The 19,069-nt window shown below is 67.1% G+C and carries 14 protein-coding genes and 4 pseudogenes; 7 read left to right on the top strand and 11 right to left on the bottom strand.

The window, feature by feature from the left end:
- Positions 1-3: 3 nt before the first annotated feature.
- From dnaJ to AB0N14_RS19840, 4 genes are all read right to left on the bottom strand, one after another.
- On the bottom strand, positions 4-1,170 hold the full coding sequence (gene dnaJ, locus AB0N14_RS19855) for a molecular chaperone DnaJ (protein ID WP_366026991.1): 1,167 nt from the start codon (positions 1,168-1,170) through the stop codon (positions 4-6).
- Between the two features lie 39 nt (positions 1,171-1,209).
- Positions 1,210-1,869: a nucleotide exchange factor GrpE gene (gene grpE / locus AB0N14_RS19850; RefSeq protein WP_366026990.1), complete on the bottom strand. Its 660-nt coding sequence runs from the start codon at positions 1,867-1,869 to the stop codon at positions 1,210-1,212.
- A complete protein-coding gene (gene dnaK, locus AB0N14_RS19845) occupies positions 1,866-3,713 on the bottom strand; it encodes a molecular chaperone DnaK (RefSeq protein ID WP_366026989.1) in 1,848 nt (615 codons plus the stop codon). Before dnaK ends, grpE begins: the two co-directional genes overlap by 4 nt.
- Positions 3,714-4,139: 426 nt before the next feature.
- Positions 4,140-4,403 carry a hypothetical protein gene (locus tag AB0N14_RS19840; protein WP_366026988.1) on the bottom strand — a complete coding sequence of 88 codons (264 nt, stop codon included), beginning with the start codon at positions 4,401-4,403 and terminating at the stop codon, positions 4,140-4,142.
- Between the two features lie 248 nt (positions 4,404-4,651).
- Between AB0N14_RS19840 and AB0N14_RS19835 the strand changes: the two genes are divergently transcribed.
- Positions 4,652-6,427, top strand: coding sequence for a DUF4012 domain-containing protein (locus AB0N14_RS19835; protein WP_366026987.1), 1,776 nt, complete (start codon positions 4,652-4,654; stop codon positions 6,425-6,427).
- Positions 6,428-6,681: 254 nt separating this feature from the next.
- Here AB0N14_RS19835 and AB0N14_RS19830 read toward each other — a convergent pair whose 3' ends face one another.
- Positions 6,682-7,623: a hypothetical protein gene (locus AB0N14_RS19830; protein WP_366026986.1), complete on the bottom strand. Its 942-nt coding sequence runs from the start codon at positions 7,621-7,623 to the stop codon at positions 6,682-6,684.
- 585 nt (positions 7,624-8,208) lie between these two features.
- Entirely contained in the window at positions 8,209-9,207 is a 999-nt protein-coding gene (locus AB0N14_RS19825; protein WP_366026985.1) for a UDP-glucuronic acid decarboxylase family protein, read from the bottom strand.
- Between the two features lie 75 nt (positions 9,208-9,282).
- Here AB0N14_RS19825 and AB0N14_RS19820 point away from each other — a divergent pair, with 75 nt between their 5' ends.
- Positions 9,283-9,948 (top strand): sugar transferase, encoded by a 666-nt coding sequence (locus AB0N14_RS19820; RefSeq protein WP_366026984.1) that lies wholly within the window; start codon positions 9,283-9,285, stop codon positions 9,946-9,948.
- A 137-nt stretch (positions 9,949-10,085) separates the two neighbouring features.
- Here the strand turns inward: AB0N14_RS19820 and AB0N14_RS19815 are convergent, their stop codons facing one another.
- Positions 10,086-11,003, bottom strand: coding sequence for a glycosyltransferase (locus AB0N14_RS19815; protein ID WP_366026983.1), 918 nt, complete (start codon positions 11,001-11,003; stop codon positions 10,086-10,088).
- Between the two features lie 330 nt (positions 11,004-11,333).
- Here AB0N14_RS19815 and AB0N14_RS19810 point away from each other — a divergent pair, with 330 nt between their 5' ends.
- Together AB0N14_RS19810 and AB0N14_RS19805 are read left to right on the top strand one after the other, a co-directional pair.
- Complete coding sequence (locus AB0N14_RS19810) at positions 11,334-12,719, top strand: oligosaccharide flippase family protein (protein WP_366026982.1); 1,386 nt, start codon at positions 11,334-11,336, stop codon at positions 12,717-12,719.
- 392 nt (positions 12,720-13,111) lie between these two features.
- Positions 13,112-13,864: an FkbM family methyltransferase gene (locus AB0N14_RS19805; protein ID WP_366027118.1), complete on the top strand. Its 753-nt coding sequence runs from the start codon at positions 13,112-13,114 to the stop codon at positions 13,862-13,864.
- A gap of 45 nt (positions 13,865-13,909) precedes the next feature.
- Here the strand turns inward: AB0N14_RS19805 and AB0N14_RS19800 are convergent.
- The 3 pseudogenes from AB0N14_RS19800 to AB0N14_RS19790 form a co-directional block, all read right to left on the bottom strand.
- A pseudogene (locus AB0N14_RS19800) lies at positions 13,910-14,660 on the bottom strand (transposase); the annotation flags it as partial.
- 185 nt (positions 14,661-14,845) lie between these two features.
- Positions 14,846-15,237: pseudogene (locus tag AB0N14_RS19795) on the bottom strand (DUF6584 family protein); the annotation flags it as partial.
- A gap of 79 nt (positions 15,238-15,316) precedes the next feature.
- A pseudogene (locus AB0N14_RS19790) lies at positions 15,317-15,526 on the bottom strand (transposase); the annotation flags it as partial.
- Between the two features lie 152 nt (positions 15,527-15,678).
- Between AB0N14_RS19790 and istA the strand changes: the two are divergent.
- Positions 15,679-17,094 carry an IS21 family transposase gene (gene istA / locus AB0N14_RS19785; protein ID WP_366026981.1) on the top strand — a complete coding sequence of 472 codons (1,416 nt, stop codon included), beginning with the start codon at positions 15,679-15,681 and terminating at the stop codon, positions 17,092-17,094.
- On the top strand, positions 17,091-17,864 hold the full coding sequence (gene istB / locus AB0N14_RS19780) for an IS21-like element helper ATPase IstB (RefSeq protein ID WP_366026980.1): 774 nt from the start codon (positions 17,091-17,093) through the stop codon (positions 17,862-17,864). The genes istA and istB overlap by 4 nt, the downstream gene beginning before the upstream one ends.
- Before the next feature lie 42 nt (positions 17,865-17,906).
- Here the strand turns inward: istB and AB0N14_RS19775 are convergent.
- Positions 17,907-18,501, bottom strand: a pseudogene (locus tag AB0N14_RS19775) (IS5 family transposase); the annotation flags it as partial.
- 124 nt (positions 18,502-18,625) lie between these two features.
- Here AB0N14_RS19775 and AB0N14_RS19770 point away from each other — a divergent pair.
- Positions 18,626-18,982, top strand: a complete 357-nt coding sequence (locus AB0N14_RS19770) for a helix-turn-helix domain-containing protein (protein WP_366026979.1) — start codon at positions 18,626-18,628, stop codon at positions 18,980-18,982.
- Positions 18,983-19,069: the final 87 nt, after the last annotated feature.

The raw sequence follows: 19,069 nt of genomic DNA, 5'->3' as shown, positions 1-19,069 counted from the left end.
TGGTCATGCTCCCTTCGCGGCCTGGAACAGCTCCGCCCGCGGGTCCTCGTTCGCGGTTGCCTCGCGATACGCCTCCAGCGCGTCACGAGCCTTCCCCGACACGTCCTTCGGGACACTCACCTCCACGGTGACCAACAGGTCGCCGCAGGTGCCGTCCTTGCGGACCGCGCCCTTTCCACGGGCGCGCATCGTACGCCCGTTCGGCGTGCCGGGGGGCAGCTTCAGCGTCACCGGGGGCCCGCCGAGGGTGGGCACCCGGACGTCGGCGCCGAGCGCCGCCTCCGCGAACGTCACCGGAACGGTGACCGTGAGGTTGTCGCCCTTGCGGCCGAAGACGGGATGCGGATTGACGTGCACGACCACGTACAGGTCGCCGGCCGGGCCGCCCCGCTCGCCGGGCGCGCCCTTGCCGCGCAGCCGGATGCGCTGCCCGTCGGACACGCCCGCCGGGATGCGCACCTGCATCGTCCGGGACGACTTGGCCCGGCCGCTGCCCTTGCAGACCTCGCACGGGTGCTCCGCGATCAGCCCGCGGCCCTTGCAGTCCGGGCACGGGTCGGTCAGCGAGAAGCCGCCGCCCGAGCCGCGCGCCACCTGCCCGGTGCCGACACAGGTCGGGCACACGCGCGGCGTGCCGTTCTTGTCGCCGGTGCCCGAACAGGCCTTGCACGGTGACTGCGAGGACATGCGCAGCGGCACGGTCGCCCCGTCCACCGCCTCCATGAAGCTCAGCGTGACCTCGGACTCGATGTCCTGGCCGCGCCTGGGCTGCGTGCGCGTGCCCGCGCCGCCGCCACGGTTGAACAGGCCCCCGAAGACGTCACCGAGACCGCCGCCGAAGCCGCCCCCGGCGCCACCCTGGCCGCCGAAGAGGTCGCCCAGGTCGAAGTTGAACGAGCCGCCCGCCCCGGGGCCGGGACGGAAGCCGCCGGTGCCGAACAGGGCGCGGGCCTCGTCGTACTCCTTGCGCTTCTTGGGGTCGCCGAGGACGTCGTTCGCCTCGGAGATCTCCTTGAAACGTTCCTCCGCCTTGGCGTTGCCCTTGTTGGCGTCCGGGTGGAACTCGCGGGCGAGCTTCCGGTACGCCTTCTTGATCTCGGCCTCGGTGGCGTCCTTGGGGACGCCGAGGACCTTGTAGTAGTCCTTCTCGATGAAGTCCTTGGTGCTCATCCCCGACGTCCCTCCTTCCCTACGCGTTCGTGGTGTACGTCAGCCCTCGTCCGGGCCACCGTTCTCCTTGTCGTCCCCCGCCTCGCCGGTCTCCTCGGCCTTGACCGTCTGCGCTCCCGGCTGCGGCTCGGCGACGGCCACCCGCGCGGGGCGGATGGTGCGCTCGCCGAAGCGATACCCGGGTTGCAGAATCGCCACGCACGTCGTCTCGGTGACGTCCGGCGCGTAGCTGTGCATCAGGGCCTCGTGGATGGTCGGGTCGAAGGGCTCGCCCTCCTTGCCGAACTGCTGCAGACCCATCTTCGCCGCGACGGTCTCCAGCGACTCGGCGACGGACTTGAAACCGCCCACCAGTTCGCCGTGTTCCCGCGCGCGGCCGATGTCGTCGAGCACGGGTAGGAGCTCGGTCAGGAGGTTCGCGATGGCGATCTCCTTGACCGCGATCCGGTCGCGCTCGACGCGGCGGCGGTAGTTCTGGAACTCGGCCTGGAGGCGCTGAAGGTCCGCCGTGCGCTCGCCGAGCGCCTTGCGCGCCTGGTCCAGCTGGGCCACCAGACCGGCGTTGTTGTCGCTTGCGTCCCCCGCCGGGGCCGCCGCCTCCTCCGAAGAGGGGGAGGCGGCCTGCGGCTCGGCGTCATCAGGGGTGGCGCCGGAGGGGACGTCGGGCTTCTCCTCGAAGCCCGGGGTCTCCTCCGTCACGCGGCACCGTCCTTCCGCTCGTCGTCGACGATCTCGGCGTCCACCACGTCGTCCTCGGCCTTGGCCTCACCGGCACCGGCCGAGGCACCGCCGGCGGCGGCCTGCGCGGCCTGGGCGTCGGCGTACATGGCCTGGCCGAGCTTCTGCGAGACGGCCGCGACCTTCTCGGTGGCGGAGCGGATCTCGGCCGTGTCCTCGCCCTTGAGCTTCTCCTTCAGCTCGGCGACGGCGGCCTCGACCTCGGTCTTGATCTCGCCCGGGACCTTGTCCTCGTTGTCCTTGAGGAACTTCTCGGTCTGGTAGACGAGCTGCTCGCCCTGGTTGCGGGCCTCGGCGGCCTCGCGGCGCTTGTGGTCCTCCTCCGCGTAGCGCTCGGCCTCCTCGCGCATGCGGTCGACCTCTTCCTTCGGGAGCGAGGAACCGCCGGTGACGGTCATCTTCTGCTCCTTGCCGGTGCCGAGGTCCTTCGCCGTGACGTGCATGATGCCGTTGGCGTCGATGTCGAAGGACACCTCGATCTGCGGGACGCCGCGCGGCGCCGGCGGCAGACCGGTCAGCTCGAACATGCCGAGCTTCTTGTTGTACGCCGCGATCTCGCGCTCGCCCTGGTAGACCTGGATCTGCACGGACGGCTGGTTGTCCTCGGCCGTGGTGAAGATCTCGGACCGCTTGGTCGGGATCGTGGTGTTGCGCTCGATCAGCTTGGTCATGATGCCGCCCTTGGTCTCGATACCGAGGGACAGCGGGGTGACGTCGAGGAGCAGGACGTCCTTGACCTCGCCCTTGAGGACACCGGCCTGGAGCGAGGCGCCGATGGCGACGACCTCGTCCGGGTTCACACCCTTGTTGGCCTCCTTGCCGCCGGTCAGCTCCTTGACGAGCTCGGCGACGGCGGGCATACGGGTGGAGCCACCGACGAGGACGACGTGGTCGATCTCGTTGATGGAGATGCCGGCGTCCTTGATCACGTTGTGGAACGGCGTCTTGCACCGCTCCAGCAGGTCCGCGGTCAGCTGCTGGAACTGGGCGCGGGTCAGCTTCTCGTCGAGGTGCAGCGGGCCCTCGGCCGAGGCGGTGATGTAGGGCAGGTTGATCGAGGTCTCGGTGGAGGAGGACAGCTCGATCTTCGCCTTCTCGGCAGCCTCACGCAGACGCTGCAGAGCCATCTTGTCCTTGGACAGGTCCACGCCGTGACCGGACTGGAACTGCTTGACCAGGTAGTCGACGATGCGCTGGTCCCAGTCGTCACCACCGAGGTGGTTGTCACCGTTGGTGGCCTTCACCTCGACGACGCCGTCGCCGATCTCCAGGAGGGACACGTCGAAGGTGCCGCCACCGAGGTCGAAGACGAGGATCGTCTGGTCGTCCTTGTCGAGGCCGTAGGCCAGGGCGGCGGCGGTCGGCTCGTTGACGATACGGAGCACGTTCAGACCGGCGATCTCACCGGCCTCCTTGGTGGCCTGCCGCTCGGAGTCGTTGAAGTACGCCGGGACGGTGATGACCGCGTCGGTCACCTTCTCGCCCAGGTACGCCTCGGCGTCCCGCTTCAGCTTCTGCAGGATGAACGCGGAGATCTGCTGCGGGTTGAAGTCCTTGCCGTCCAGCGAGATCTTCCAGTCGGTGCCCATGTGGCGCTTCACCGAGCGGATGGTCCGGTCCACGTTCGTGACCGCCTGGCGCTTGGCGACCTCGCCGACCAGCACCTCGCCGTTCTTGGCGAAGGCGACGACGGACGGCGTGGTCCTGGCACCCTCGGCGTTGGTGATGACGGTGGGCTCGCCGCCCTCCAGAACGCTGACAACGGAGTTAGTCGTGCCCAGGTCGATGCCGACCGCACGTGCCATGGTGAATCCTCCAGCTGACTTGAGTGGAACAGGCTCAAGGATGCACGACGGGTCAGCCGGAGTCAACAGAGCTGAGTCGACCAGACTCAAGTCTCTTCTTCGCTCCAGCTCAACGGCCTGCCGACCCACCGCCGATCAAGGCGTTGACGTGCGGCTTCACCGCCTACGCCGCCGCGCGGAGCTATTGCCGCACGCCGCCGCCCCGGCCGATCGCCGCCGGAGTCACACGGGTGCCGCATAGGACTGGCACTACACCATCCGGTGACTTGTATCCCACTACGGGGCGATTTGCACCCTTTATTTCCCATTCGTTGCTTTATCTAGATCACGAGCACTGCCCACACCGCGCCTGACCCGACTCAAGTCGAGGAGACGAGAAGAGTGGAGAAAATGGCCGCATCGCCGAGATGGCGAACTGTTCTGGCCTCAGCCGCCACGGTTGCTGCGCTCGTCGCAGCACCGCTGGCAGGCTTCGGGGTCGCCCACGCCCAGGACCACCCGCACCCGCCGCATCCCACCAGGACGCCGTACCCGCCCCATCCGACGAAGACGCCGTACCCGCCGTACCCGCCGAAGCCGCACAAGCCGCATCACGACCACCGCGGGCACCATGATCACGACGACCACGGGTACCGGGACCACGACTACCAGGACGACGATGGCAAGGGGGGTCAGGAGCGCCACGAGCACCGAGGCCACCACGGGAGCAAGTCGGAGCGCCTCGCGAACACCGGTAACGACCACAGGAAGCTGGCCCTGGGCGGTGTGGCAGCCGGGCTGGTCGCAGCAGGCGCAGGAACCATGCTGGTGGCGCGCCGTCGCCGTAGCTCATGACGGTGCCCAAGCCCAAGGTACGTATGGCACTTCGCGGGCGTCCCGGGCGTACCCGGGACGCCCGTCGGGTACGCCGGCGCGTCCATGGTCCTCTCATCAGGAACGTGCTGCTGATCGCCGCCGCTGTTCCCACGGCGGCGGTCGCCTGGATCGGTGTCACCGGCTGGCTCGCCCGCTCGGAGCTGCTCGCCGTCCAACACGATCTGAACGCACTCCGTGCATCGGTCGCGACCGCCGAGGCAGGGCCCCACTCCACCGCGGCCATCGCCGCAGGTCCCTCGGCGGAATCTCCGCAGGAACGGCTGCTGCGTTCCGCAGCCGCACACGCCTCGCGCGCACACCACCTCACGACGGGACCGGCCTGGTACACCGCCGCCCAGCTGCCCTTCCTCGGCGGCCCCCTCCAGAACGTGCGCGGCACCGCGCAGGCCGCGGACAACCTGGCCGGGGACGTGCTTCCGCCGCTGGTGCGGGCCGTCCCCCGGCTCACGGCGGGCGCTCACGCGGGCGGCATCCCGCGTGCTCTCACGGAACTGGAGAGCCAGGCGCCCGCGGTCGAGCAAGCCGCGCACGTCGCGGCCAAGGTGCGGGACGACGCCCGCCGCCTTCCCCACTCCACCTGGCTGCCGGCGGCAGACCGGGCCCGCGAGCAGCTGGCGCAGCAGCTCGACCGTCTCGTCCCGCAGATGCGCGATGTCGCCGTCGCGGCTCGGGTGGTGCCGTCGATGCTCGGGGCGCACGGACCGCGGCACTACTTCCTCTCCTTCCAGAACACGGCCGAGGCACGCGGCACCGGCGGCCTCCCGGGAGCCTTCGCCGTGCTGAAGGCAGACCGGGGCCTCCTGTCCTTCGAGCACTTCGGCAACGACCGTGAGCTGGACGGCATCCCCGCCGACGTGAACCTCGGAGCCGAGTTCTCGGACCAGTACGGGAACAACGAACCGGCCAGTGTCTGGGAGAACTCCAACCTGAGCCCGCACTTCCCGTACGCTGCCCGCATCTGGACCGCGGTCTGGCACAAGCACACCGGCCGGCGCCTGGACGGCGCGTTCGCCATCGACCCCGCGACGCTGGGCCTTCTCCTCCGCGCCACCGGGCCCGCCCGCATGTCCGACGGCACTGCGATCACCGCCGACAACGCGGTGGACCTCACCGAGCGGACCAGCTACGCGAAGTACGACGACGTCACCAGTCGTAAGGCGTTCTTCGTCGAGGCCGCCCGCGCCGCCGCAGAACAGCTGATGAAGGCGGCGGACGACCCGCATCTGCTCCCCGCCCTTCTCCGTGCCGTTCACGACGTGCAGCGGGAAGGCCGTCTGCAGGTGTGGAGCGCGCACCCGGACGAACAGCGCCAGCTGGAGTCACGGCCGTTCGGAGGCGCACTCCCCGAGGGGCCCGGCCCCTTCGCAGGGCTCGTCGTCAACAACGCGGCCGGCACCAAGCTGGACTACTACCTCGACCGGAGCCTGGTCTGGGCACCGGGCGCCTGTACGAACACCGGCCGATCGGTCACCGTGACGGTGACGCTCACCAACAGGGCGCCGGCCTCGGGCCTCCCTTATTACGTCACCCAACGGGTGGACGCTCCGCCCTACCGCACCCGCCCCGGAGACAACCGGCTGATGGTGTCCTACTACGCCGGCAAGGGAGCGCACCTGACACGGGCGACTCTGGACGGCCACCCGGTCGAACTGATCCCCGGCGTCGAACGCGGCCACCCGGTGTACACCCTCGACCTGGAACTGCCCAGGCAGTCCAGCCGCACCCTGGTACTGCACCTGCGAGAGCCCGAGGCCGACCGCGCGCCGACGATTCTGCGCCAGGCCCTGGTGACGCCGCTGCGGGCCGTGGTGAAGCCTGCGGGGCCGTGCAGCTACTGAGCCGGGCAACCGCCGCACCCGAGCGGTTGTCCGCCGCCGAAGGGCCGTCACCGCGCGTACCATCCGACCGCAGGGTCCGCTCAGCTCCTTCCAACGAGCAGCAGAGCCAGAGGGCCGGGACCAGACGTCTCACCGCGGGTTTCGGCCCCCGCGCCGAAGCCTCCGACGGCCGTTGACCGCGATGGGCATGAGCGCTCCGGCCACGGTCCGGGCGGGCGGGCGGGCGGAGTGAAAGGACCACGGTGGGAGGTGCCTCACTGCGGTCCGACCATCGCTTTGAGTTGCAGCAGCCTCCCGCAGCCCGCTCGGAGCCGCGACCGGAGACGTTCGTCCATGATGTCGCGGAGGAACGGTGCCGCAGCCGCGGCAAGGGCACTCCCGATGTGTGGCCGCCTGACTGACATGATCGCCGCGGCGCGCTCGCGGAACTCCTCTGGGGGCGCAGTCCAGAACCACGACGCAGGGTCCGTCGCGTACCGGTACATCCGCTGGAATCCCCGGTCCTTCTCGAACATGAGATTCCAGAGAGTCAGCTCCGGAAGGATCTCCTGTCGCTCCGGACAGCGCTGCCAGGGGACCGTGGAGACCACCCGGGTGTGGCCGCTCATCTCCACCACCGGCACCCCCTGCAGCGCATAGTTCATGAACTGCTCGTCCGTGGAGAATCCCGCCTCACCCCGGCGGAACCGGTCCATGGACAATCTCCACGCACGGTCGATCCGCTGCAGGAGCACAGGACTCCAGCGATCTGGTACGACGTAGCACGCACCCAGGTACGGCTGGTGCTCGGCCGTGGGCTCGCCTAGTTCGGCGTACATCTCCCGGCAGAGGCGCCGGTAACGGTCCCAGCCCTGGCCGTCCGGTCGCATGACGGCCCGCTCGAAGTGCGCCCCCACCCGGTCGCCGACCGTGGCGAGCATCGCGTCCAGCGGCCGCACACAGAGCAGGTCCGGCTCGATGAACACCTGCGTACCGCCTCGCGTCCGGAGGGCCTCCATGGCGTCCAGGTGATACAGCGAACTGGCCCAGCCATTGCCGAAGCCTTGCGGTGGGCGGTGCGCGAACGGTGCGATCACCGTCTCGACGCCGATCCGCGTCAACTGCCCCGCATACGGCTCGGGCAACGACTCCGCCGTCACCAACGCGAGCTCAGCCTCGGGGTTCCAGCGTCGCACCGAGCCGTACGCCGACACCATACAGCGGTAATACGACAGCGCCGGTTCCTCTCCCACCCGCCCCCTGCACTGCATACTCTCGGCCCGCGCCATACGTACGAACGCCATCGCCACTGTGATTCGGGAATCTGCAGCCGTTGTCATGCTTCTCTTTCGTCCTCGCGTAGCCGAACCCTTGAGTCCATCTCTGCGTCCGCCGACAGGCCGGCATGAGCTCCTGCAGTGGGACGCCCTCGAATTGCTCCAGGATCCTCACGACGTTCCCGTTAGGCGCCTCGATCGACACCAAGCGAAACTTTCCAGCGACGCGGATACCAGAGCGGATCCGGGAAGGTGAGGAACGACCCGCCCGGAGCCGGTCTGCCGTCAGTCGATCAACCGTGTCCAGGCAGTCGGAGATGTGTTGGAGTACCGAGGCAGACGCCACAGCATCGGTCGGCTCTCTGATGAACGCGGCTTTCCGGTCACAGCCAGCTCGCGTTCCCCACCGGGCCTCTCCACCAGCCGGTGCACCTGCGTGCACTGCCAGTCCCAAGAGGATCAGCCAGGTCCGGCCGTCTGTCTACGCCCCAGGTGCCCAGTACAGTGTTTGGCGTTGGCTATCGCCTACTGAACCGCCAGCTCTGACGCACGAGAGGCAGGGGCGGGCACTTCAGCCAACATGCTCGGCCCGTTAGTCCGGTTGGTGAACCACTCGATCGTCCGCAGCAGGCCGTCCTCTACCGGAGTCTGCGGCTGCCAGCCCAACTCGACCCGCGCCAGCGCGATGTCGGGACGACGCCGTTTGGGGTCGTCCGCGGGCAGCGGAACCAGGACAATCTCGGAGCGCGATCCGGTGAGCCGTCGGATCCAGTGAGCGAGTTCCAGCATGGTCACCTCATGGGGATTGCCGAGGTTAACCGGACCGCCAATGGACGCACCGAGCATCCGCAGCACGCCGTCGACCAAGTCATCGACATAGCACAGCGACCGGGTCTGTGAGCCATCTCCGGTAACTGTCATAGGAGCGCCCTCCAGCGCCTGTCGGATCAGGGTGGGAATGACTCGGCCATCACCCGGGCGCATTCGTGGGCCGAAGGTGTTGAAGATCCGCACGATTCCAGCGTCCGCACCCCGCGAACGCCGGTACGCCATGGTCAGAGCCTCCGCGTACCGCTTAGCCTCGTCGTAACAGCTCCGTGGCCCCACCGGATTTACGTTGCCCCAGTACGACTCCGTCTGCGGATGGACCTTTGGGTCGCCGTACGTCTCGGAGGTGGACGCCAGTACGAAACGGGCACCTTGTGCCACCGCCAGGTCGAGGGCGTGGCGAGTCCCTTCGGCTCCGACGCGCAACGTTGCCAGCGGGTGCCGCAGATAGTCGGCCGGAGATGCTGGTGAGGCGAAGTGCAACACCGCGTCGACGGTGCTCTCAACCGCGATGCCGTGCACCACGTCTGCGGAGACCAGCTGGAACCTCGGATGCCCTGTCAGATGCGCGACGTTCTCCGGACTTCCGGTAAGGAAATTGTCGACGCAGAGTACGTGGTCGCAACCGATCTCCAGCAGCCGCCCGCACAAATGGGAGCCGATGAACCCTGCACCACCTGTTACAAGGACACGCATACCAACCACCTTTCGACCTCTTGGAGCACCTTGTTTCTTCGGCCGCGCGTGGCGCGCAGATCCACATTCAGCATCATGAGAGAGTCCTGGCACAAAAAGAACCTTTCGCTATCGAGTGTTGTCACTTTCCCGCGAACGGATGCGCCTGCGATGCTGACCAAGCGAGTCGTCGACGTGGTCGGCAGCCTGATTCTGATGCTGCTGACAGCCCCACTGACGTTGGTTATCTGCCTTATGGTGGCCGCCACTTCGCCCGGAGGTGTACTCTTTCGCCAAGTACGGGCGGGACGCGACGGGCGCCCTTTCGAGATGCTGAAGTTCCGGACCATGCGTGCCGGAGCAGATGCGGAACGAGCCGCGCTCACGGCCCGCAACGAAGCGAACGGCCACCTCTTCAAGCTCCGCGACGATCCGCGGGTCACTCCGGTTGGCCGCCTGCTCCGTCGTATGTCGCTCGATGAACTTCCCCAGCTCGTCAACGTGTTCCGAGGCGACATGTCCTTGGTCGGGCCACGCCCGCTGCCGCTCGCCGACTCCGACTACACCGGCCCGGCCCGCAACCGGCTGTCAGTATTGCCGGGCCTCACCGGTCTGTGGCAGGTAAGTGGGCGCTCCGATCTGACCTGGGAGGACATGGTCCGCTTGGACCTCCATTACGTGCGGCATTGTTCTCTGCGCCTGGACCTGGCGATCCTCGCCCGCACGGTGTCAGCGGTGCTGACGGGCAGGGGCGCGCACTGAGCTGCTGCGATTTCTATTGAACTCAGGTGTTGAATCCCATAAACCAAGCCTATGCGGGCAAGGATGCCGCACTTCCGGCAAAGGGCGCGCCGCCCATCATGCAGGCGTTGTACCCATAATCGCGGTCGTGGGACCGACTAGGGGAGGGAGGAGTACAGCAACGTGGTGCACCATCCCCACGCGAATGCCACGTCCTTGACTCCCAGGGCCACTGTCGAAGGACTGAACGCTGTTACGCCGCTGATGATACGAGCGATACCCCGCGCCATCTTCGCCGACCGTCGTACGATGAGATACCCCCACTTTCTCCCAAGTGCCCTCTCTACCGAGACGGTAGCGACCCCAAAACGGTACTCTCGCCTCATCAGACCCCTCAGCGTGAGTCGGTCCGGGTCCTGAAACTCGATGACGCGGGCCGCACCGATCGCCACGATACTCGCCCCGGCAGCGGCCATTCTGGAGAAGAACACGATGTCCTCTCCACCGAAGAGATCGAAGTCCTCCTCGAAGCGGAGCCCCATTTTCTTCACCGTGGCCATACGCAGCAGAGTATTGGCCGTCACGGGTACCGCCCGACGCATGGGTCCGTCGGGCGGGATCTTTGCGGGGCGCAGCGTGGCGCCGTCGGCGAGCCAGCGTGGAGAGCCCGGCGGAACAACGGCACGGATGGGTCCATAGACCACGTCGGCACCGTAACGTTCGGCCCCTTGAAGATGGGCCTGCATCCAACCGGCGAGAGGAACTTCGTCGTCGTCGATGAAGATGAGGACGTCATACTCATAGGCCATGTCCAAGGCAGCGTTGCGAACCTGGGAGTATCCGCGACGGGACACTCGTCGGTAATGGGCGCCATGGGTAGCGGCGGCCTCTCTTCCAGGGACAAAGCCGTCGGACGAGTTGTCCAGGCGTACGATGCCGTCGGCCGAGTTGTCCAGGAGTACGACTTCGGCCGCATATCGAGGACGCACCTCGGCTGCCTGTCGGGACAGCTCGGCCAGCAGCGACGACAATGGGCGCGTCCCCACAGTCGGTACCGCGATCAGGACACTGTGCATAGAACAGCTCCAGAGCACATCCGCAACAGCACTCGCGAATTCGGTTCGACGGCGACAATCCGGCATCGATTGCCACTTCTCTGTGTTCGCATACAGAAATGATCTGACCATTACGCCGGGAACGGCATTCGACACGCCGCCGCGCTCAACTTTTCGAGCTTGACCCAAAATAACCTTCTATGGAAATATCACGACCGTGGCCAATAGGCCCGTTCAAACGGTGCTTGTTCTGCGCCGCTACCGCACTTGGTCCACTGCCGCGGATAATATCGATCCCAGCTGAGGAGGCGTCGGCCTGAATCCGCCATTGGGGCGGCATTGTGAACTGCGGTGAGTGAAGGAAAGGGAACCTCATTGGTGTCATTGGCTCGGCAGTCGGTACCTCCCGACACATCGGCACCTCACGGCAAGGAGGACGATCTCGAGGCGTCTCTGCTGCTGCGGGCGTCCCTTCCCTCTGTGCTCGCCAAGGCCGTTGCATTGCCCGTCTCGGGCTTCGCCGCCCTCTACTCGGGCCATATCGTCGTGGGTGCACTAGGGGTTTCCGACTTCGCGCTCTTCGCCCTCATCGTGACCTTGCCCACGCTTCTTCCCATCGGTGACCTGGGCGTCGGAGCAGCGCTCGTCGATGCGGTCGAAGGTGGTAGGGGAAGACGGGGCGACTGCGAGCGCATCGAATGCACCATCGCCTCGGGTGCGCGGGTTCTGACCTGCGCGGGCATGCTTATCACCAGCGGTGGTCTGGCGCTGGTCGGCACCGGCGCGCACACAGTTTTGCTGGGCACCGCCTCGACCCCTGGTGCCGAGGCGTGCGTTGCCATAGCAGCCGTGTTCATCGGCTGCAGCATGCCGCTCTCTCTCGGCAGTGTTGCCCTCCTCGCCATCCGCCGCGCACACGTGACCGTGCTCCTGCAGGCGGGCGGCAACGTCCTGGCGCTGTGCCTCTTCCTGCCCCTGGCCGCTCTCGGTGCCCCTGTCTTCTGCTTCGTCTCGGCAGCGCTGTTCGGGCAGTGCGCCGCAGGCCTTGCCGGCCTGCTCATCGCCGGGCGAACGCTGAGAATGCCAATGTTGCGCATTGTCGTGACCAGCCTCCGGCAAGGGCGGCCCGTCACACGCATCGTCCATCTGGCCGGCCCTATGACAGTGATCAACGTGGCCGCGGCCGTCACCTACGGCACGGACCGACTCGTCCTCAGCCATGCCACCAACCCGACGGCCGTCGCCGTCTACTCCGCTGGGGCCCAGCTGTACGCACCCGCCTCGACTCTTGTCAACGCCGCAGTGGTGCCGTTGTGGAACCTGTTCGTACGGCAGCGGCGCGACAGCGCGCGGGTACCACGAACGGAACTGGCGAGGATCTCCCTCTGGTTCGGCGCAGGTGCTCTGCTACTCGGCGTGGGCCTGGTGACCGCCGGCCCTTCGGTCACGAGCTGGATGACCCATGCACATGCGACCGCGAGTACCGGTCTCATGACGGCGTTTGCCGCACTGCTCCTGGTGCAATCCGTTGTCAGCCCGGTGGGGATGTGGTTGACCCATCCGGTGGACCTGCGGTTCCTGGCAGCGCGGTGTGTGCTCATGGCGGTGATCAGTATTGGGCTTTCGGTTCCCCTGGCTTGGACGTTCGGCCCGATCGGCCCGGTGATCGCATCCGTGGTTGCGCACGCGGTCTGCGTGAATGTTCCGTGTTTCCGAAGGGTCTTCCGCAGAGCCTGAGGCATTGCCGCCTGGAAGGCCATTGAAGCACCAACCCTTGCTCCAAGCTTACCCGGCAGCGACCTACGGGTGTTTCACGGTGGAAAGCGTCACGACAGGCCACAAAAATAGTTGAACCGACGATGCCATCTCTTATGCAAACCTTCCGACCTCCCTCCCCTCCAGGCCCCCTACCATTCCTATTCCAGGAGCCCGCGCGCGTGATTCCCCCTATTCCGCCTCAAGGACGCCGCCTCTTGCACTCGTACGTGCGGTACGGACATAGTGCGGCCAGACAACACCGCCTTACCCCGCAGTGGCTGAGCACAACGATGGTGAGGCTGCTCAACAGAGACTTCAGGCTCCGTCCGATCACCGGCACCACCCGGACCAGGTTCGGCGCGGTATTCACCGTGGACACCCACGATCTGATTCAGCGCTACCTCTACCTGTTCGGCGTCTGGGAACCGCACCTGACGCACTGGATGCAGGGACGGCTGAGGCCCGGAGACACTTTTGTGGACGTCGGCGCCAACATCGGCTACTTCAGCGTGCTCGCCTCTCACCAGGTCGGCCCCCGCGGCCAGGTCGTTTCCATCGAGGCATCTCCTCGTTTCCACGAGGTCCTGAAAGGAAACCTGAAGGCCAACAACTGCGACAACGTCCGCAGTGCGAACACCGCCGTGTCCGACGGCGCCGAACGCCTGGCCTTCTACGTGGCGGATCCCACGAACCTCGGAGCGACGACCGCAGTTCGCCCGGGCACGACCACGGAGTTGGCCTTCGAGATGACCGCGCAGACCCTGCCGGAGATCCTTACCGAGGGCGAGCTACGTCGATCGCGCCTCATCAAGATCGATGTAGAAGGAGCCGAGGCAGCAGTCATCCGCGGGCTCACCCCCGCGCTCGACCGTCTCTCGGCCGACGCAGAACTGGTCATCGAGGTAAGCCCGGAACGGCTGGCCAGGCAGGGCGACTCGGTGGAGGACGTCATCTCTCCACTTGTGCGGCACGGCTTCCACATCTACCGCATCCACAACGACTACAACCCCCACAGCTATCCGTCGGCCCTGGCCCGTCCCACGGTGCCCATTCGCTGGCGGAAGCCCGTCACCGACGAGTGTGATCTCGTCTTCTCCCGTATCGACGCGGAAAAGCTGACCTAGAGCTGTCCCGCAATGATCTCCGAGCTGCAACGGGAGTCGTTGGCCGTTGTGCATCCGGGCGATGCCCAGCATGGCGTGGTGGACTACCGTCACCTTTGATGCGGCAGTCGCGAAGGATCTTCCAGGTCTTCATGTGCGCGAAGACGTGCTCAACGCGGGCGCGGACCTGCTTGTGGGACTTGTTGTGTGCTTCCCTTCCAGTCCGGAAGGTCTTCGCCCTTGCGTCGGCGGTGGAGCATGACGAGCCCGGTGCCGAGATAGCCGCCGTCGGCGATCGTCAGTGTTCTGCCGACGGCTGCTTTGACGTCGGATTCCTCCCATGCCTTGCAGTCGTTGCGGTTGCCGGGCAAGGGCTGGCCGACCACGACGACCAGGGTGTCGGCATCGATGACGACCTGGTGGTTGGTCGAGTATCGGTAGTTCTTGGACTGCTCCGCCACCGCCTGGTCCCGGGTAGGGACCAGGGTGCCGTCCACTATGAGCACGGTGTCTTTGGCGAACCGCTTGCGGGGTTGGAGCGCGAGCATCGGCCCGAGGTGGTCGATAGTGCGGTCCGCTGCCGACTTGGGCACCCGGAAGATCGGGGTTGGCTGGCACATCGTCAAGTTCGTGTGTGCCAGTACGCTGCGACCAGCAGAACCCGATCCTCCAATGAGAGGCTCCACGGCCGGCCCCTCCGGACCGCATCAACACTCTCGCGCCGCAGTTCGGTCACCAGCTTGCCGAACAGGCGAGGGCTCAGCCCGGTGAAGGGGGCTATCCAGGACAGCTCCGAAGCCGTGATCACTCGAGACACCGCGAGATCTTTTTAGTCGTCACCGGTGTCCCGTTCACGGCAGTTCCGGACGGTCTCACCGAACCTTGAGCGGCTCTCCTCACGAGCCCCGGTGACCTGAGTCAGTCGAAGAGGGCTGCTGGCGGCGTCGGCTGCCTGGTGGCGGCCCTTGTGTTCTTCGCGATCTGGGTGAATGGCCTCTGGTCCCGGTAGGAGGCGGGGTCGTCCCAGTCGACGGGGTGCCCCAACTCCTCGGCGCGGGCGGTTCGCACCGCGACCAGTTGCCCTTCCACGAAAGCGGTGGCGGCCTTCGCCTCGGGGCCCTGCCAAGCGAGGGCCTTCATCCGCCACCCGGGAGACCCGTACCGCGCCTCGAAGGCAGCGGTCTCGTCGGCGTTCCGGGGTCCTCTTCGAGGTACATCCAGCGTCCAGCCTCGGCGGCGTCGCCGTAGAGCCGGTACACCTCGGCCAGACGACGGTGGAGCGTCAGGTCGTGCGGGAAGGGCGAGATGAGACCGCGCAGGCGATGGCGCGCGACGGGAACCCGGCCGGCGGACAGGTCTGCATCGACTCGGGCAAAGGTCTCTTTCAGCGGCATGAACGAGTGATCGGGTACCGCACTGACCCACGTCGACCTGGTTTCGTCGCTCAGCACTCGCTCGCTCTTAGACGTCGTCTCATTTGGTGAGTCTGCGGTAGCAGATGAGGCTGCAGGCGATGGCGGTGAAGGCCAGGAAGTGCTCGGCCTTGCGTTCGTAGCGGCGGTGCGAACGGCGGCAGCCGGCCAGCCAGGACATCGTGCGCTCGATCGTCCAGCGGTGCCGACCCAGCCGGGTGGAGGACTCGACGCCCTTGCGGGCGATGCGGTGCCGGATGGCTCGCTTGCGCAGCCATCGGCGCAGGTTGTCGGCGTACGGGCTCTGGTGCAGAGGTGCGTACGGGTTGATGTGCAGAGGTGGTCTGGCGTGTCGGGCTGGGGGCCGGTGCGGTGAGAGGAGTCTGTCGCTGACGTTGTGCGGCGATGCGGGAGGCTCGGGGCATGTTGCTGGAACCGGAGCGGTGGCTGGAACTGCGGCGTTTCCGGGCTCTGCATGAGGCGGGCGCGAGCATCTCGGAGATCGCCCGGGAGACCGGCCTGAACTGGCGCACGGTCAAGAAGTACCTGGAGAGCGACGGGCCTCCTGAGCCTCCGGCTCCGGCGCCGCGGTCGGATCTGGGCAACCAGGTGATCAAGCCGTGGGCGCATGTGATCGACGCCTGGCTGCGAGCCGAGGTGCTGCTGAAGGCCGCGGTGATCCATGAGCGTCTCGTCGAGCAGTACGACTTCCCGCACCACTACCAGCGCGTCAAGATGTACGTGCAGCAAGCCCGCCCCAGGATCGCGGAGGAACTGGGATACACCCCGCGGGAGCTGGCGAAGCTGCACCGCCGCTTCGAGGTGGTGCCCGGCGCCCAGGCCCAGGTCGACTGGGGTGACGAGGGCGGCATCCTGGCCCATGTCGGGATCCCGAAGGTCTACTCCTTCCATATGGTCCTGTCCTACTCCCGGGATCCGTTCTGCTGCTTCACCACCAGCCAGAACCTGGCGGCGTTCTGGGAATGCCACCGCCGGGCGTTCGCGCATTACGGCGGGGTGCCCGGCGTGATCGTCTACGACCGGACCAAGACCGTGGTCCGCCGCCATGTCGCCCCTGGTGAAGCGGTCCCCCTGCATCCGGAGGCCGTCGCGTTCGCCGGGCACTACGACTTCGACATCGACGTGCTGGCCACCTACCGGCCCACCGGCAAGGGCCGGGTCGAACGCCAGGTGACCATCGTCCGTGATCACGTGCTGGCCGGCCGGGCCTTCTCCGGCCTGGACGACCTGGACGGGGCGTTCATGGCCTGGGTCCCCCAGCGCCGGGCCCGCACCCACCGCACCCACGGCGAAGTGATCGGCGTGCGGGCCAGGCGGGACCACGCCGCGCTGCGGCCGGTGCCCGCCCGCCCCTACATCGTCGCCGACAGGTTTCTGCGGCACGTGGCCAAGGACTGCCTGGTCGCCTTCGACGCCAACCTCTATTCGGTGCCCGCAGTCAAGGTTCGCCACCGCCAGCTGGTCGAGGTCAGGGCCTCGGCCGCCACCGTCGCACTGCACTCCACCGTGCCCGACGCCCAGGGCATCACGCTGTTGGCCGTCCACCCCCGCGCGGTCGGACGCGGCGCCCGCATCGTCGACCAGTCCCACTGGCAGGGCCTGCCCGACGGACACACCCGCGCCACCACCACCGATCCCGGCACCCCCGCGACCAGGCCGGCCCGCACCGGCACCGAGCCCGGCGGGCTTGTCTCCCTGCTGACCCGGGCCCGGGCCGCGCACGTCCACGTCGGCACCCGGCCGCTGGCGCTCTACGACCAGATCACCGGCACCCGCCCCTTCACCGCCGCCTCCACCGACCCCAAGGACATGCGTTGAGCGAGCTGGTCACCGCCCGGATCCGCGCCACCGCCACCAAACTCGGCCTGCCCCACCTGACCCAGTCGCTGGCCGAGCACGTCCACCGGGCCGACGCCGGCCAGATGGCCTACCTGGACTTCCTCGATCTGGTCCTGGAAGAAGAACTCGCCGTCCGTGAAGAGCGCCGCTTCCGCCATGCCCTGCGACTGTCCCGGCTGCCGCACTACAAGACGATCGAGGAGTACGACTTCTCCTACCAGCCCGACCTCGACCCCAGGAAAGTCAAGGACCTGGCCACCCTCGCGTTCGTCGAGGCCAAGGCCAACGTTGCCCTGCTGGGCCCGCCCGGAGTAGGAAAAACACACCTCACGGTCGCCCTGGCGGTCGCCGCCTGCCGGGCCGGCTACACGATCTACTTCACGACCCTCGACGACATGGTCCGCCAACTCAAAGCCGCCGACTCCATCGGCCGCCTGGCCAGCAAACTCCGCACCTACCTGCGGCCGAACGTGCTCGTGGTGGACGAGGTCGGCTACCTGCCCCTGGAACGCAACGAGGCGAACCTCGTCTTCCAGATGCTCTCCAAGCGCTACGAAAAAGGCTCCACCTTGCTGACCTCGAACAAGAGTTTCAGCGAGTGGGGCCAGGTCTTCCGTGACGACGTCCTGGCCACCGCCATCATCGACCGCCTCCTCCACCACTGCGAAATCCTCGCCATCAACGGCGCCAGCTACCGACTGAAGAACCGCCTCACCGCCATCGAAGGCGGCATCACCGCCGTCAGCTGACACGATCTCAAACTCTGTACATCAGCCCGTACATACCTCTGCACTACAGATCGTACGCCGACACAGGTGGTCGTAGTCGTAACCCTTGTCCGCGTGCAGCTTCGCGGGCCGTCGTCTGCGCGGGCCGCGGCGAGAGCGGATCGGCGGGATGCCGCGCACGAGCGGCTCGAATGCCTGACTGTCGTGCAGGTTCGCTCCAGAGATCCCGACCGAGAGGGGTAAACCGGTCCGCTCGGTGATCAAGTGGATTTTCGAACCCTTCTTGCCCCGGTCGACAGGATTCGGACCTGTCAGGTCCCCCTTTCAAGGCCCGCATGTTCACCGAGTCGATGGCGCAGCGCGACCAGTCCAGCTCTCCGCGCGAGCCCAGCTCGTCGAGGATGAGGCGGTGTAGCTTCGCCCAGACCCGGGCGGCGGTCCACTCGGTGAAGCGCCGGTGCGCGGTCGGCCCCGAGGGACCGAAGACCGGCGGCAGCTGCCGCCAGGTGCAGCCCGTCGTGGCCACGAAGATAATTGCGGCCAGCACCTCGCGATCCCCGTACCGGCGCCGGCCACCGCCCTGCGGCCGTGATGGAGCGGGTGGGACCACCCGCTGGAACAGCTCCCACAACCCGTCCGGCACCATGCGCTCGTCCATCACAACACGGTGCAGATTACCCAGAACTCGAAATGAGACGACGTCTTACTGATTTCGGCGTTTCGGGGTCTGGATCTGTGTCGGGACCGGTGACGCGGTCCGTCCGGGCTGGTACGCCGGAGGCATGCGGTATCCGGATGGGGGCGGGCTGACCGCCGAGCAGCGCAGGCGTCGGGAAGAGGTACGGATGCGGGCCGTTGACCTCTTCGAGGAGTGCGCGGAAGTCCCGTGCATCGCCCGGGAGTTACGGGTGAGTGAGAAGTCGGTCTACCAGTGGCGCCGTGCCTGGAGGACGGGCGGACGCGAGGCGCTGCGTTCCAGAGGCCCCTCCGGCTACGACTGCCGGCTCGGCCCTCACCTGCAGGCCAAGCTCGCGATGTGGCTGGACGAGGGGCCTGCCGCGCACGGCTGGGCGGACGACCAGGTGTGGACCGCCGCCCGAGTACGCACGCTGATCGGGCGGAAGTTCCACATCTCCTAATCCGTGGGTAAGGACGGTTCGCCAGATCGGGCACAGAGGCGAGCCGTTCGAGAATGCCGGGCCCGTGGCTTCTGGTTCCATCCAGGC

This window comes from Streptomyces sp. NPDC051104 (assembly GCF_040682835.1).
Classification (GTDB): domain Bacteria; phylum Actinomycetota; class Actinomycetes; order Streptomycetales; family Streptomycetaceae; genus Streptomyces; species Streptomyces cynarae.
Note: the sequence above shows the minus strand (reverse complement) of the source record. Positions and strands in the feature narration are given on the sequence as shown.

Coding starts and splice junctions, on each gene's coding strand:
- dnaJ (WP_366026991.1), bottom strand. CDS start 1,170: ATGAGCACCAAGGACTTCATCGAGAAGGACTACTACAAGGTCCTCGGC.
- dnaK (WP_366026989.1), bottom strand. CDS start 3,713: ATGGCACGTGCGGTCGGCATCGACCTGGGCACGACTAACTCCGTTGTC.
- AB0N14_RS19830 (WP_366026986.1), bottom strand. CDS start 7,623: ATGGTGTCGGCGTACGGCTCGGTGCGACGCTGGAACCCCGAGGCTGAG.
- AB0N14_RS19825 (WP_366026985.1), bottom strand. CDS start 9,207: ATGCGTGTCCTTGTAACAGGTGGTGCAGGGTTCATCGGCTCCCATTTG.
- AB0N14_RS19820 (WP_366026984.1), top strand. CDS start 9,283: ATGAGAGAGTCCTGGCACAAAAAGAACCTTTCGCTATCGAGTGTTGTC.
- AB0N14_RS19815 (WP_366026983.1), bottom strand. CDS start 11,003: ATGCACAGTGTCCTGATCGCGGTACCGACTGTGGGGACGCGCCCATTG.
- istA (WP_366026981.1), top strand. CDS start 15,679: ATGTTGCTGGAACCGGAGCGGTGGCTGGAACTGCGGCGTTTCCGGGCT.
- AB0N14_RS19770 (WP_366026979.1), top strand. CDS start 18,626: ATGCGGTATCCGGATGGGGGCGGGCTGACCGCCGAGCAGCGCAGGCGT.